Origin of the sequence: Frankia sp. Allo2, from assembly GCF_000733325.1 — a bacterium.
GTDB lineage: Bacteria > Actinomycetota > Actinomycetes > Frankiales > Frankiaceae > Frankia > Frankia casuarinae.
Genome location: NZ_JPHT01000041.1, coordinates 1 through 13,636, shown reverse-complemented (window position 1 = coordinate 13,636; position 13,636 = coordinate 1). Strand labels below are relative to the sequence as shown.

General features: G+C 65.4%; 14 protein-coding genes. 12 read left to right on the top strand and 2 right to left on the bottom strand.

All coding sequences use genetic code 11. The features are described 5' to 3' along the window. The first annotated feature begins 821 nt into the window (after positions 1–821). The 8 genes from ALLO2_RS19740 to ALLO2_RS23595 all read left to right on the top strand — a co-directional run bounded on the left by ALLO2_RS19740 (position 822) and on the right by ALLO2_RS23595 (position 8,692). Positions 822–1,256, top strand: a complete 435-nt coding sequence (locus ALLO2_RS19740) for an NUDIX domain-containing protein (protein WP_023841733.1) — start codon at positions 822–824, stop codon at positions 1,254–1,256. A gap of 37 nt (positions 1,257–1,293) precedes the next feature. Next, entirely contained in the window at positions 1,294–3,183 is a 1,890-nt protein-coding gene (locus ALLO2_RS19735; RefSeq protein WP_051875450.1) for a radical SAM protein, read from the top strand. A 440-nt stretch (positions 3,184–3,623) separates the two neighbouring features. Further along, entirely contained in the window at positions 3,624–3,818 is a 195-nt protein-coding gene (locus ALLO2_RS25955; protein WP_139168563.1) for a hypothetical protein, read from the top strand. A 5-nt stretch (positions 3,819–3,823) separates the two neighbouring features. Then, complete coding sequence (locus ALLO2_RS19725; protein WP_198031050.1) at positions 3,824–4,588, top strand: 2OG-Fe(II) oxygenase; 765 nt, start codon at positions 3,824–3,826, stop codon at positions 4,586–4,588. 630 nt (positions 4,589–5,218) lie between these two features. Then, the gene (locus ALLO2_RS19720; RefSeq protein ID WP_035734100.1) at positions 5,219–6,118 is read left to right on the top strand and encodes a protein kinase; all 900 of its coding nucleotides are present in this window, start codon (positions 5,219–5,221) and stop codon (positions 6,116–6,118) included. 101 nt (positions 6,119–6,219) lie between these two features. After that, positions 6,220–6,375 carry a hypothetical protein gene (locus tag ALLO2_RS26635; RefSeq protein ID WP_023841727.1) on the top strand — a complete coding sequence of 52 codons (156 nt, stop codon included), beginning with the start codon at positions 6,220–6,222 and terminating at the stop codon, positions 6,373–6,375. A gap of 80 nt (positions 6,376–6,455) precedes the next feature. Next, entirely contained in the window at positions 6,456–7,376 is a 921-nt protein-coding gene (locus ALLO2_RS19715) for an HEXXH motif-containing putative peptide modification protein (RefSeq protein WP_157493472.1), read from the top strand. After that, entirely contained in the window at positions 7,373–8,692 is a 1,320-nt protein-coding gene (locus ALLO2_RS23595) for a serine hydrolase (RefSeq protein ID WP_198031048.1), read from the top strand. Before ALLO2_RS19715 ends, ALLO2_RS23595 begins: the two co-directional genes overlap by 4 nt. Before the next feature lie 313 nt (positions 8,693–9,005). On the opposite strand, the gene ALLO2_RS19705 is transcribed toward ALLO2_RS23595, so the two are convergent. Continuing rightward, positions 9,006–9,215 carry a DUF397 domain-containing protein gene (locus ALLO2_RS19705; RefSeq protein WP_023841724.1) on the bottom strand — a complete coding sequence of 70 codons (210 nt, stop codon included), beginning with the start codon at positions 9,213–9,215 and terminating at the stop codon, positions 9,006–9,008. Continuing rightward, positions 9,199–10,077: a DUF5753 domain-containing protein gene (locus ALLO2_RS19700; protein ID WP_023841723.1), complete on the bottom strand. Its 879-nt coding sequence runs from the start codon at positions 10,075–10,077 to the stop codon at positions 9,199–9,201. Before ALLO2_RS19700 ends, ALLO2_RS19705 begins: the two co-directional genes overlap by 17 nt. 341 nt (positions 10,078–10,418) lie before the next feature. On the opposite strand from ALLO2_RS19700, the gene ALLO2_RS19695 reads away from it, so the two are divergent. From ALLO2_RS19695 to ALLO2_RS19680, 4 genes are all read left to right on the top strand, one after another. Then, positions 10,419–11,030 (top strand): ATP-binding protein, encoded by a 612-nt coding sequence (locus ALLO2_RS19695; protein WP_035734111.1) that lies wholly within the window; start codon positions 10,419–10,421, stop codon positions 11,028–11,030. A 95-nt stretch (positions 11,031–11,125) separates the two neighbouring features. Beyond that, on the top strand, positions 11,126–11,608 hold the full coding sequence (locus tag ALLO2_RS24975; protein WP_070982586.1) for a hypothetical protein: 483 nt from the start codon (positions 11,126–11,128) through the stop codon (positions 11,606–11,608). Between the two features lie 872 nt (positions 11,609–12,480). Next, entirely contained in the window at positions 12,481–12,798 is a 318-nt protein-coding gene (locus ALLO2_RS19685) for a hypothetical protein (RefSeq protein ID WP_023841720.1), read from the top strand. 94 nt (positions 12,799–12,892) lie between these two features. After that, a complete protein-coding gene (locus tag ALLO2_RS19680) occupies positions 12,893–13,402 on the top strand; it encodes an SAM-dependent methyltransferase (RefSeq protein ID WP_023841719.1) in 510 nt (169 codons plus the stop codon). The last annotated feature ends 234 nt before the right edge of the window (positions 13,403–13,636 follow it).

Below are 13,636 nucleotides of genomic sequence, written 5' to 3'. Positions count from 1 at the left end.
CAGCGACTTGCCTCCAGATCAATGGAAGATCAAGACCTTCGGCCCTGCCAGTCGATCTGAGGCGTCGCAGCTCATGCCATGATCGTGCCTCGCCAGCGTTGGCGGACGGCACCCGGGGATGGCTCCCCATGGCATCAGAGATTCCCGCCGGGGCGCAGCTACCGGACCCGTGACGAAGCCGTGAGGCACCTCCTCGGCGATCTACATCACCGGGCCAAGCAACGGCGTCGGTCCGGACTGGTGGCCGACCCGGCGTCGGGGCCGCTGACGGAACGTGATCGGAGTCCAGGTCCGGACTCGGACTCACTGGTCGCCAGACAGACCGGTCCGAATCGCGTTCCCCGGCATCGTTGTAAGACTCCCAGATCCAAATCAGGACCAGGCCCGCCGGCTTGCCGGGGCCGCGGTGGCGTCCAGTCTGCATGACGCCGGATCGGGTGCCCACCAGTCGGCCATAGGGCTGTGAACTGGGAAGACCTCGTCAGCTGCCCGCAAGCCTGCTCACCGATCGAGCCGATCAGGTGACCCAGCGGCTCGCGCTTCGGCCCGCATCTTCTCAGAGTGAGCACGAAGTCACGCTCGTCCCGATAGACTCGGCGGGCGTCGCTGGACCCGACGCGTATGCAGTTGCGTCATGATCAGCAGCTCGGCGGACTCAAGGNGGTGCGGGNCTGTGATGGTGACCGTTCTATACTTGCCGCTCGCCGGAAACGATGATCGCATGGGCTCTCGCCATGGGATCGCGACTCGCGGTGGCGCGCTCGGTCGACCAAAGATGCGGTGAGCCGCGCCTCCTGACTCCAACAAGAGGAGAGTTCTTCATGCCCGAAAAGAGCATCAAGGAAAAAGTGTTGTGTTATATTGTGCGCGATGGCAAGTTGCTGGTGTTCCGGCACACCGACTATAGCTACGAGGAAGTTGGCATCCAGGTGCCGGCCGGCAGCATCCGCGAGGGCGAGACCCCGGAGAAGGCAGCCCTGCGGGAGGCGCGCGAGGAAACGGGCTTGACGGACTTCAAGATCGTGCGCAAACTCGGTGAGGTCGAATACGACATCAGTCCGTATCGGTTCGAGATACAGCGCCGCCACGTCTTCCATCTTGAGATCACCGAGCCCGCGCCGGACCGGTGGGCCAGCCAGGAAGACCATGACGGTGAACAGGAGCCCACCCACTTCGAGTGCTTCTGGGTGCCACTGGAGGCGGCCCACATTCTTCAGTCCGGGCAAGGAGCTTTGCTAGGGCGCCTGTACGACTGAGACCCTTTGCTTTCCCTCGGCACTATGGAGGCAGGTCATGAGTCACAATACCGGGCAGCGGGAAGAAATTGACCTGCTTTACCGGAGCTTGGATGTGGCAGACTCTGCGAGTGCCGTTTCGGTGATTCTGAAGTTGCGCGGCGAGACCTGTAACATCGATTGTCTCTACTGCTATGAGAAGCGCAAGGCGACCCCGGGAGGGGCGCGGATCGACGCCGGTCAGGTACACCGGCTCGCTGAACTCTTCCGGGGTAGGCGTATCGTTGTGGAGCTACACGGCGGGGAGCCACTTACTGCCGGTATTGCTCACGTCGCCGACGTGCTCTCTGCTCTCGCGGCGCAGCCCTCGGTCGTCGGTGTTTCACTTCAGACCAACGGCGTGCTCTTGGATGAGCAGTGGTTGGACCTCTTCGAGGAGGTCTGTCCCGACTTGCGGATCGGCATCTCGTTGGACGGGGATTCTGAAGGAAACAGATGGCGGGTCGGCTACGACGGCAGGCCCGTGTACCCGCGCGTGGCCGCAGCCTTGCAACTGCTGGCTGACCGCGGCCGTCAGGCGGGCGTCATCTGTGCCGTCACTCCGTCCATCCTGAGCCGGGCCGAGGCTGTCCTAGACCATATCGCCGGATTCCATGCGGTTAACGCGGTCAGTTTCGTTCCGTGCTTCGACGCCTCCGTCCGACGTCCCACCGCGGTTCCGGGCCGTCGCCTACCGATCAGTCGACAGCTTCAGCAAGCCCATGTTGCGGATGAGACAGATCCAAGTTGGGCGATCGATCCGGACCAGTACGCCGACTTCGTGATCGCAGCTACGATCCGCTGGATCAGCGCCGGGTATTTCACCCGTATGAAGTTGGAGCCGGCCGTGTCGACGATCAGGCGCCTACGTAGCCTCGACACAACCTTCTGCCATTTCTCGAACTTGAAGTGCGACCACGTCTTCACGCTCTACCCCGACGGCCGGCTCGGTAGCTGCGACGAGCTGCCCTGGCCGCAAGCTCGCCTAACTGTGCTGGACCAGACAGCCGACATCGAGCAGGTGGCCGGCGCGCAGCAGCATTCGACGATCCTCGCTGGGGCCAGGAACCTGATGGGTCGGTGCGCGACCTGCGAATATCGAACTGCCTGCGGAGGTGGATGCCTCGCCTCCCGATTGCGCAGTGACCTAGCTGGAGACCAGGACGCCTACTGCGATTATCGCATCCGAATGATCAACGGAATCGCCGCGTTGCTTGCGCAACCTGCCGACCCGGCNGGCGCATGGTGTCAAACCTTGCGTTGGAGTCCGAGAGAACCGAATAGCATGCGGGATATCGCCGCCTTCCTCGCGCGCTGGAACAACCCGGATGCGCCACGGGAAGACGTGCGCATTCATACCAGCTTGGAAGGAAACATCAACACGGTAGGTCTATCCGGCGTCCACGAGGCTGACGACCTCGACCCCGCACATCCCCGATGGCACGAGGCAATTGAGCCCGGCATCCGCTCCCTCGTCGACGCTGTCACTTGCGACTGGCGACTCGTCACCTACGACAGCTGTGAAGGTCACAGCTACACCGGCCGGGAACTGCCTCCTGCCGAACGACGGGTCGGAATCCTGCCGCGTGACCGGGCTGAATATGCAACAACCGCAGCTGCTCTCTGCCGAGTGGCGATGACCGCTCAACCCGAGCTTCCGGAACAATCTCAGCTACTCGTCGGCCGCTGTGATCTGACGTGCGAGGCCACGGGGCGGACCACGCCCGTTCTCGACCTGCGGCTGCGACCGGCACCCGGGGCTAGTTGGTCGGCGTACTTCGCCGCCGTGGACACTGCAACGAACGTGCTCGTGGCCGCGCTACGTCGCGAGAAGCCGACACCTGGATCTGTCTGCGCCTGCTCGGNGCAACCTGCAACAACCGACCGGCTTGCCTTGGACGCAACGTGACCGGCGGCGGTGACGTGTCGACGATCCATCAGCTTCTCGGACGGATCGTATACTTTCATGCGCTCTTCATCGAGCCCGCCCTTCCGGTCGCGTCCGTAGATCCGAGTCTCGGGTCTCCGTGCTGCAACCACCATTCTGCCCTCAGCCGCCGCCCCACCGTTGAGAGACTGCTGGCGTCGACTGCTTGGGCTGCCATTGCCGAAGTCGCTGCGACCATCCCCGCGTTTCGGCGAGACTGCCCCGGCCAGGGAAGCGATTGCTGCGCGACCTGTTGCGTGAGGGGGTCGGCCGAGGCTGTCGCAGCGTGCTGGGTGGAGACCGAGTACCACGCCTACCACCACGTCCAGCCTGGCGAAGCGATCGTCCGTGCGTGCCAGCGGGCAGCGGCAGACCGCCTTGGCCGTGTCTTCGCCGCACAGCACCACGTTTCGTGTCGGGTGATGGCCGAGATCGAGACCAGAGCCGACAGGCTGACTCTGCCGAGCGCGGACGAGCTGCCGTTGATCGGGGAACTCTTGGCGCTGTGGGATGACCTGAGCGCGACGGCTCAGCGTCCGGTTGTCGGCTGGCTCAACCACTGTGCCGGCCTCGATGACGTCCGTCGCGTGCTGCTTCGTACGGGGAGCCAGTCGTGATACATATGGCCGAGACAGTAGGTGTCGGCAGCGTCGAAGGGTTTCTTGACGCCAAGGAACGGACCCGTCTCGTCGCGATCATGGCGGGNTTNCTGGNTGGTCAGCACTCAGCCCGTTTCGGTGACGCTCGCACCACGTCCATCCACGAAATCCCCGGCCACTCCGCCGAGCAGGCCATGGCCGTCTACGAGCCGGCTGGCCGCGTCGAGGTTGCACACATCCCGAGCGAGGCCGAAAGATTACTGCAACGCGCCTTCAGCCGCGCCAAGCCGGTGCTCGCACGAGTCATGCCGTCTATCACGGCGTGCCGTCCGTGGACCTACGTCGAGTACGGCCCCGGCCAGCACATCACCGCACACCTCGACGGGATCGCTCCTGACCCACTCCGCTGGCCGCGCCAGATTGCCGGGATCAGCGTCCTGATCGACGATGCGGACGCAGGCGGAGCCTTCTATGTCGAGACCACTTCCAGCAACCACCTGTGGAGCCCTCCCCTTGGGGATGCCTCAGTCCACGGATACACGCCCGGGATGTGCCTGGCCCACGACGGTGCCGATCACTCCGCAGACTGGTTCACCAGAATGCCCCGCACACGGTGGAGCGTGACGCCCGCGCCGGGAACGGCGTTGTTCTACGGCTCCCAGCTGGCCCATGGCACCGAGCCAGTGATCCGAGGCCGAGTTGCAAAGTTCATCAGTTGGCTCATCTCCGAAGCCGGCCACCAACCTTCGATACGGTCCGGAGGTAACGGGCATGCTCCTGGCCATTGAGGGGATAGCCGGCGCAGGAAAGAGCACCGTACGCGACCGCGTGCTTGCCGCCGCGGCCGCTGAGAACATCGCTGTTGCACACATTGGCCAATTCTCCTGGCTCTCTCTGGACGCCACCCGCACCATCATCGAGCTTCGAGCGGGCCGACCGGCCCCGGACCTGCGGGACGCCACCCGCGCCGTACGTCTGGACCTGGAACTACACGCCCGACACAACCTCATACCGGCACTGTCGCGTGGGTCCGTGATCGCTGACCGACTCATTCTGTCCACAGCTTGTCTACTCGCGTTGCTGTACCAGGAGGCTGTTGATGACTTCGTGCAGCAGTTGGCCGATGCCACCCCTGCCTGCCCACAGCTCACAGTGCTCCTGACCNCCCCGCCCTCAGTGTGCGAAAGCAGGCTTGGCCACAGGACCGCAGCGCGCCGCTTCGGCGAAGNCCCCGCCACAGCAACCCAACTCGCCGACCTCTACCAGCGGGCTGCGACTATCTGGACCCAGACCACCCGTCTTCCCGTGCTGCGATATCCCTGCACCATCGAACACGACGTTGACCGCGTGGCGACCGACTGCCTGGACTATCTGCGCCAAGCCCCTCAGATCGTGGCCGGGACATNAGGAACGACATCATGCGCCTGCATCCGCTGCATCCAGCGTCCTGGGTACTCGACCAGGTCCACGCCGCCGGATGGCAAGTGCACGACCTGCTGGCATTTACCCGCGCCAGCACCCTCATCCTCGCCAGCCGCGCCAGCCTGCCGCCGATAGTTCTCAAGGCCGGTTTCGGAAGCAATCACGTGCTGGCGGAACTCGACGAGGACGAACGGCCAGCCGCCTATGGCTTCTACTGGTACATCGAACTGACAGAGGAACAGCGGGCATTGACCCGCGAAGACTTCCGCCACGAGATCGACCTCGCCCGCGACGCCTCCGACGCACCTCACGTTGTGTCACTGCTCGAAACCGGCCAGACCGATCGTTTCGACTGGTACACCATGCCTTACTATCCGACCGGAAACTTCCGATCTCTGATCATCCAGAGCGTCGCCATGGATCTCCGCTCCCAACTCGCCGGACTAAACATCCTCGCTGACGTTGCCAGCGGACTCGACGCCCTTCATACACGCGGGATCGTGCACCGAGACGTTTATCAGGAAAATATCCTGATCCAAGACGGCCGCGGGTACGTGACGGATCTCGGTGCCGCGCGCCGCACCGGCATCCCTCGCGGGCCTGTGAGCCGGGGCCCGGAGGTGCACTGGCCCCCCGAGTACGCCACGGCCTACAACACCGCAACGGAAACTGCCGACGTCTTCAGCCTCGCGGTCCTAACCTATCGATTCCTCNGCGCAGACATTCCCCGCTACGGAAGTGCCCCCAGGCTCTCCGCTGTCCCATCGCCCCTTCGGGACTTGATCGTCGCGGCACTTGCCCCCATACCAGGTGACCGGCCCGCAATGGGTGACCTGCGTGATGCCCTGCACCAGGCCGCCGCAGATGCTGCTGCGCCGGTTCACCACGACGGATGAGACTCTGACGAAAGGACTCGGCGATGCCAACGTCGCGCGCACCCCCAATCCCAGCGAACCACCCTCCTCACACATCCCCACCATCAAGAAGGATGGCCAACATGGACAGCGACGACCGGTTCAACGACTTCCTCGCCGCCGTGGAGAACCTTCGCGGTGACGACACGGGTGTCCGAACCACTTCCCACACCTCCAGCGTTTCGGCCGACGGCTGGACAACCGGCACCGAGACGGACCCGTCCTCGACGCAGGCGTAGAAGCCCACGCCGACCGTGGCATGCCCTGGGGTCAGGATTCTTCTGGCCCCAGGGCTCACACTTGACTCGGGAGCCCGACCGTGGACGTGCAGGCTGCCTTTGCCTTCGCGCCTATCCNCCNCCTACNCCAGAAGCGGACCCGCCGAATTCGCGACCTCGTCGATCCGGCTACCACGTGTTCCACCTACGCTTCCCTTACCCGGGCCTCTGTCGCAACCGCCTACACGCTTGCCCACCATGTTCTTCAAGGGGCAGAGGCAGCTGCTCGTGACCGCGAACCCGCCATTTTCGACTGGTACAGACAACATCCCGACGCGAACGCCCCGGCGCTGTCAACACCTACGGCAGTCGGACCGCGCGTCGTTGTGGCCCCTGACTTGGCCCGCCTGTCCCGCTCAGAGATCTCCGAGACGCCCTACTACGTTCTTGGCCCCGGTACAGTCTCGGCCCCCGACAAGCTGAGGGAGATCGCGAGCGCCGCGTACGCCGTGGCAGCCGAGATCGGCTTTGCGGACCTGCTTGCTGGCCACGCCGTCGTGCTCTGCCTCCTTCGCCAGAAGTCCGTCGGTGACACCTTGGATAGCTGGACCATCACCCGACTGCCGGGCACAGTCTTCTGCGATCATTACGGTGAGCCCGCCGTACTCGCCCGCGACCTCGTCCATGAGGCTGGGCACAACTGGCTCAACGACGCGTTCGCCGCCACGGGCTGTACCTTGCCTGAGGAACCCCGCTTCTTCTCTCCGTGGAAGGGGACCAACCGCCCCGCCTTCGGCTTCTTGCACGCGTGCTGGGCCTTCCCGCTTATGATGATTTACACGTCCCGCGTTCTGGGATCTGCGGAGGGCGCCATTGCTCGGTTTCTGACTGGCTATCTCGACGAGCAGCGCCGCTTCCTCGCGGCCACCATCCACGACCACGCGCAGGCTCTCGCCCTCGTCGATGACGTTGGGCTACGTGGCTGTCTGCACACCATCTACCAGGAGGCCCTAGCCTTGTGACCGCCGCTATTGTGGAGGATCAGAGCCCTGGGGTTTCCCTGCTCGTGCGTCCACCGGACGAGCCGCCCGTACACGCGCACGTCGGCAAGGCTCGCCTCGAACACAACGTCGCCATTGACCGGACAACGACATTCAACATCGGCTCGGCAGGTAAGCAGATCACTGCTTACCTGATCGTTCAGGCGGCTCGGGAAGGCAGGCTGGCTCTCGACCAGCCTGCGCGGCATTTCCTGCCTCGCCTTCAGATACCTGGCCTCACTGTCGCGGATCTCGTCGTCCACCATGGCGGCGTCCGCGATGCCGAGACCCTGCTGTCTCTGGCCGGATTCCGTGAGCTGGACCACTACACCGCCGACGATCTTTTGGGACTGGCCTACCGGCAGACCAAACGAGCGGTCCCACCGGGCCGTTTCCTCTACAGCAACACCGGCTATCTCCTTCTCGCGCAGATCCTCAGGGCTGTTCATGGGACCGGCCTCGACGAACTTGCCNGGACCCTGCTGTTCTCCCCGCTCGGCATGCCTTCCGCGCACTTTAAAGCCGATCCTCGCGAAGTAGTCCCCGGGGCCGCCGCCAGCTACCGGCCTACCGGCAACGGATGGGAACATTGCGAAACCCCGGTCGCTCTGCCCGGACCGGGATCGCTGTGGTGCAATGTGGACGACCTGGACCGCTGGCTTGGCTNTCTCCAGCAGGAATGGAACGAACCCCGTCAGGAATCGCTACCCTTTGGAAAGGAAATCTCCTATCGGGCCAGCGACCATCAACCCCATCTGTACGGCCCGGGCCTATACGCTGACCCTCGGCCCGCACGTGGCACCGTCTTCCACCACGGCCACGAACAGGGATTTTCCGCATCCACCCACCTCACGTACGAGGGCCTGCACGTCGTTTGCCTATCCAACCATGCCGAAATCGCCGCAGACCATATCGCCGCCGGGGCTCTCGCGGCCCTCCGAGGTGATCCTAACCAAGACATCGCCCGCTTCCTCACACAGGTAGTCGACGCACGCCAAAAGGCCGCGGTTCCGGCTGGGCCGTCCGACCCACATGACCGCGAAGCGGCGCAGCACACCAGCCTTGGCGCATACATTTGCGACCAAGTCCCTGGCAGGCTCCAACTCTCACGACACAATGGGGATCTTTATCTGTGGCGCCGTGGCACTCGCGACCGCCTCACCCGCACCGGGCCCACGACCTACACGGCCGCAGGCTACATTCTGACCCTGGACAGCGAATCCAACGAGCCGCCCCGCAGCTTCATCTTAGATCTCGAACGCGCACCGGCCCTCCACTACGAATCTGTACGATCCTAGAATGGTGGCCACAAAGAGTGCCCCTCACGTATCGCCCTCGTGATCGACGACGTGGTCGGAGAGCCACGAGGTCCGAGCACCTTTGCCGCTCAAACACGGAATCTACACGCTTGTCTAGCATGCGTGGATGCGCGTTGGTTTTGCGTCGCCCAGATTTTGATAGGACGACTATCAAGGAAAGCTGTACGACACCGTCACGTGGTCTGGACTGATCGCGTTCGCGTTCTTCACAGCAAAGCGGGCGTCGCTGGGCGTGGGAGNCCCCCGCCTGCGACGCCCGCGCGCCCGGTCCCGGTGGCCGCCGGGCCTGGTGTCAGGAGCCGAACTCGCCGTCGCGGACGCCCGCGACGAACGCGGCCCACTCGGCGGCGGTGAAGACGAGGGTCGGGCCGCTACGGTCCTTGGAGTCCCGGACGGCTCGGCCGCCGTCAGGCAGGTCGGCGACTTCGACGCAGTTGCCGCCGTTGCCGTTGCTGTAGCTGCTCTTGCGCCAGTGGAGCTGGCTGTCACGTAGCGTGGTCATCGTCGGTACCTTCCATCGCGTCTGCGATCACCCGTCGCGATGCGTTCTCATCGTAGGCGGATGCCCGAAGCCTATCCATCCGCTCTCGGTACTGGCTGACGTCTCCGGGCCGGTCGAGGTAGAGGCTTCCGGTTGCCTGGTCGATGTAGACGATCTCCGGTGCGTTGTCGCCGTCCGGGAAACCCAGCAGGACGAACGAGCCGCCCATGCCCGCGTGCGCGCCCAGGTGGAACGGGAGTACCTGGATCGTGATGCCGGGACGGCGGGAGATGTCGATCAGGTGGGCGAGCTGGGCGCGCATCACGTCTGGTCCGCCCACGGTGCGGCGGACGGCGGCTTCGTCGAGGATCACCCAGAGCTGCGGCGGCGGGTCGGCGGTCAGTACCTTCTGGCGGCCGAGCCGGAGTTCGACGGCGCGGTCGATCTCGGCGTCGCTGACCTGTGGCGTCGCGGCCTGCATGACCGCGCGGGCGTAGTCGGCGGTCTGGAGCAGGCCGGGGACGAGCAGTACCTCGAACGTCGCGATGTAGCTTGCCTCGGCTTCGAGTCCTACGTAGACCTCGAACCAGCGCGGCACGACGTCCCCGTAGGTGTGCCACCAGCCGGGCTGTCGTGTCTCCTTGGCCAGCGCGAGGATCGCCTCTCGGCGGGCGTCGTCGGTGATGCCGTAGGCGTGCAGGAGATCGCTGACGTCGATTGCGCGGAACGAGACGAGTCCGTTCTCCATCCGACTGATCTTGGCCTCGGAACCGCGGATGGCCTTCGCCGCTTCCGCTGCGGTCAGACCGGCCGCTTCGCGCAGCTGCCGTAGTTCGAGGCCGAGTCGGCGTCGTCGGACCGTTGGCCCCGATCGTGCTGCCACGTCCCCTCCACTGCGTGTTGACCAGGTGACGTCACAGTCTGGCACCGTCGCGTCCCTCCCTGGCCACAGGGACCACAACAAGTTCAAATGTACTTCCGAGCGTACTTGCATCCGGAAGTGCACAGGGTCATGATGCCCTGGCAGGGGACGATCCGTGCAGATCAGGTCACGCAGGCCGCACCACGGCACGGGCTGTCCCCCGCACAGTCCGCTGTCCCCGCCGGACGTACCGCCGCAAGGCAAGGCCCGGCGGGGACAGCGCCAGGCCAGCGACGACGGGCGGGGATGATCTCGTGTGCCATATCGACCGGACACCGGCCAGACACGATCAGGGGCTCGGCATGACAGCGGCCGACCCGTCGCCGGTGGTCCGTGTGGCCGTGGCGCACTTCCCCCCGACAGCCGCCGCAGTCCCCGAGGTGCGTACGAGCACGGTCCGCACGCTCACGGAATGGTCGGTGGACACGGACGCCGTCAGTAGCGCCGAACTCGTCGTGTGTGAATTGGCCTCGAATGCGGTGAAAGCGAGCCGCCCGGAAGACGTGGTGGCCATACGGCTTACCGCCACAGGCGGGAACGTCCTTGTCGAAGTGTGGGNCGGGNACGACACCGCTCCCCGTATCGAAAGCCCGGACGTGTTCAGCGAGGACGGACGTGGCCTGTTGATGGTCGACGCGCTGTCGCGCCAATGGTCGTGGTGGAGAGTAAAGACCGGCGGAAAAGTTGTCTGGGCTGAGATTCCCGGTGGTTTGCGGACCGCGCCGCCGACGCAGGCCCCTACGCCGATGCCGACGCGGCGACCGAGGGTCGGGCCGCAGCCTACCGCACCGGTCGTCTACCGCACCGACCCGGAGACCCTGCGGCGGGTCGCTGACGCGCTGCGCGCGCTGGACCCGTGGCACCAGACCCCGACCGGCCGACGCTCGCCCGAAGCCATGACACACCGGGCCTGACGCATCGCAACCTGACCGGGAAAGGGGGGAACATGGGGCGAGCTGGGGGAAGAGCGGAACAGAATGCGCTACGGGTCCACCTGTTGCATGCGGGAATGACGCAGGCTGAGATAGCAGGTGAGTTCATCCGACGTTATCAACTTCGCCCCCGCGCCGCTTTCCGCCACGCGCACGGCTGGACGCAGCTACAAGCCGCCGACCATATCAACCGGCAAGCGGCCCGTCTCGGCCTTGACCCGGACGGCAGGGCTTCCATCACCGGCCCCTATTTGTGTGAACTGGAGCACTGGCCGGATACGTCTGCGCGGCGAAGGCTCACCCCGCAGATTCTCGCGCTGCTGGCGACCGCGTACGGCACCGACGTTCACCGGTTGGTGGACGCCTCCGACCGCGTACGGATGCGGCCGGCGGACCGGCTGGTGATCGACGCCATGACGTGCGTGCGCCAACCGGCCACCTGCCCCCGCTGCCGCCGCCGGGAACCAACCGCGACGCCCCGGATGCCGAGGGCGCGGCCGGACGCGCTGGCGTCGTCCGGGAGCCTCGCTGTGTCGGCATATCCCCTGCCCATCGGGTAGCCGTACCGGTCTCCGTGCCGGTCCCCTGTTTGAGCGGCGACCCCGCAAGGGCGCCGCTGGCGCAGGCCACCGGCTCCGCTGGGACTGCCCGAGGACAGCCCGACTCGTAGCCCTACAGGCCACGTGTTCACATCTGGACGGCCCCCGGCCGCTGGGCATCCGCACGCTCGCAGGCTCCCACATGGGTCCGCTACGTTCCCCCCGTTCGGTATGAATTGTCCAACTTCCCGTCCGTCCGCCCACCGGACCACCCATCGGCCCGCCCACCGGACCACCCGTAAAGATGGGTGGGTCTGAGATGCCGACCTGGCGCAGCTCACAGCACCTTCCACACCCACCCAAACACTCCGCGACTTAAATACCCAACGGGTACTGTTCAAAGTATAAGAGCGGGCCGCGGATGCGTGATGTGGTCCCTTTCTGTGCAGTTCTCCGGTAGCGAGGACAGCTCGCGCGCTTTACGGCGAGCGACAGCCGTAGCTGTCGGACCTTCCTGACAGCGGCATCTGGCGCGGACGCCAGCAGGCCCACAGGGAACCCCTCTTTACTGTGATCTCGCTCACATACTTGTGTCGGGTTCGCGGTGAATGTTCCGATTTGCCGGATGTCCCAACCGATGCCCCGTCCGTGGCCCCAACGGAGGCCCCAACGGTGTACCTGCTTAGTGGGTACACCCGGGGTGGCGCATCTGCGCAGCTCAACGGGCATCTGACCCGTACCCAAGCAGGCCAAGACTTTAATGCCACTACTGGCATCGTATCTAATCATGGCCACGGGGCAGGGGTGGTTGACGGAATGCGTGCACTTGGCAGGAACGGATAGTGCGGTTAGCGTTTATTCGCCGAATTCCCCCGCCCGTTCTGTGAGGTGCCGTGGTCGATCCGTCCCGTCTCCGCCGTCCCGTCTCCGCCGACTCGCACGACAAACCAGCGCAGACCGGAGACGGGCCGCCGCAGACCAGCGCGGCGGACACAGACAGGGACGACGTCACAGCGGTGCCGGACGCCGGCGGACCGACGCTCCGCTCGACGGCCAGCACCCGGGACGCCCACGATGCCGAGTCGGACGGCGACGACGCCGACGCGGTAGCGCGCTGGATGGCCGAAACGCTCGCCGAGGCCCCGCCCGTCCCGCCAGCGGTCGCCGCCCTCATCGCGGGCGTGCTCGTCCGGCGACCACCCGCCGCCTAACCTCCCGAGCAAGGGACCGCCGTCGCCTACGCGCCCAGAACACCGCCATGCGCGCCCATCGGCGCTCACGGCCGACATGCGAGTACGACTTGCCATGTGTAACCAAAGGGTGGTACCGATCGTCCTCGTGCACGCTCGCGCCCTGCTGACCGGCACACCCGAGGGTCGTATCGCCTATCTGAACGCCGACCTGCGGGAACCGGGGAAGATCCTGGCTTCGGCCGAGGTACGCGACACGCTCGACCTGAGCCGCCCCATCGCGCTGTCCCTGATCGCGATCATGCATTTTCTTCCCGATTCCGATGATCCCTACGGCCTTGTCCGTCGCTACCTCGACGCCCTGCCCTCGGGTAGCTATCTGGCGTTCACTCACTGCACGGCCGATGCCGCGCCGGGGGAGGCCGGACGGCTTGTCGAGGTCTACCGGCAGCGGGGGATCCCCCTCACGACGCGTACCCGCGCCGAAGTCGAACGTTTTTTCGACGGTCTGGAGCTCGTCGAGCCGGGAGTGCAGATCGTCCATCGCTGGCGGGCCGAGGTGACCCCGGACGGCCCGACCGATGCCCAGGTCAGCTGGTACGGCGGTGTCGCCCGGATGCCCTGAGCACTGACCCGCGCGAGCGTTCACGAGGTCGGGTCCGCATGATCGCGCGGTGGTCCATGCGCGGTGGTCCATGCGCGGTGGTCCCATGCGCGGTGGTCCATGCGCGGTGGTCCCATGCGCGGTGGTCCCATGCGCGGTGGCCACGTTGTGGGGGGCAAGGCACGGTCCAGGGGACCGTGGACCGTGCTCAGGTCCTGCGCATTCACCGGCCGACGTGTCGGACCCGGGTGGGAT

Coding starts and splice junctions, on each gene's coding strand:
- ALLO2_RS19740 (WP_023841733.1), top strand. CDS start 822: ATGCCCGAAAAGAGCATCAAGGAAAAAGTGTTGTGTTATATTGTGCGC.
- ALLO2_RS19705 (WP_023841724.1), bottom strand. CDS start 9,215: ATGACCACGCTACGTGACAGCCAGCTCCACTGGCGCAAGAGCAGCTAC.
- ALLO2_RS26635 (WP_023841727.1), top strand. CDS start 6,220: ATGGACAGCGACGACCGGTTCAACGACTTCCTCGCCGCCGTGGAGAAC.
- ALLO2_RS25955 (WP_139168563.1), top strand. CDS start 3,624: ATGGCCGAGATCGAGACCAGAGCCGACAGGCTGACTCTGCCGAGCGCG.
- ALLO2_RS24975 (WP_070982586.1), top strand. CDS start 11,126: ATGACGCAGGCTGAGATAGCAGGTGAGTTCATCCGACGTTATCAACTT.
- ALLO2_RS19680 (WP_023841719.1), top strand. CDS start 12,893: ATGTGTAACCAAAGGGTGGTACCGATCGTCCTCGTGCACGCTCGCGCC.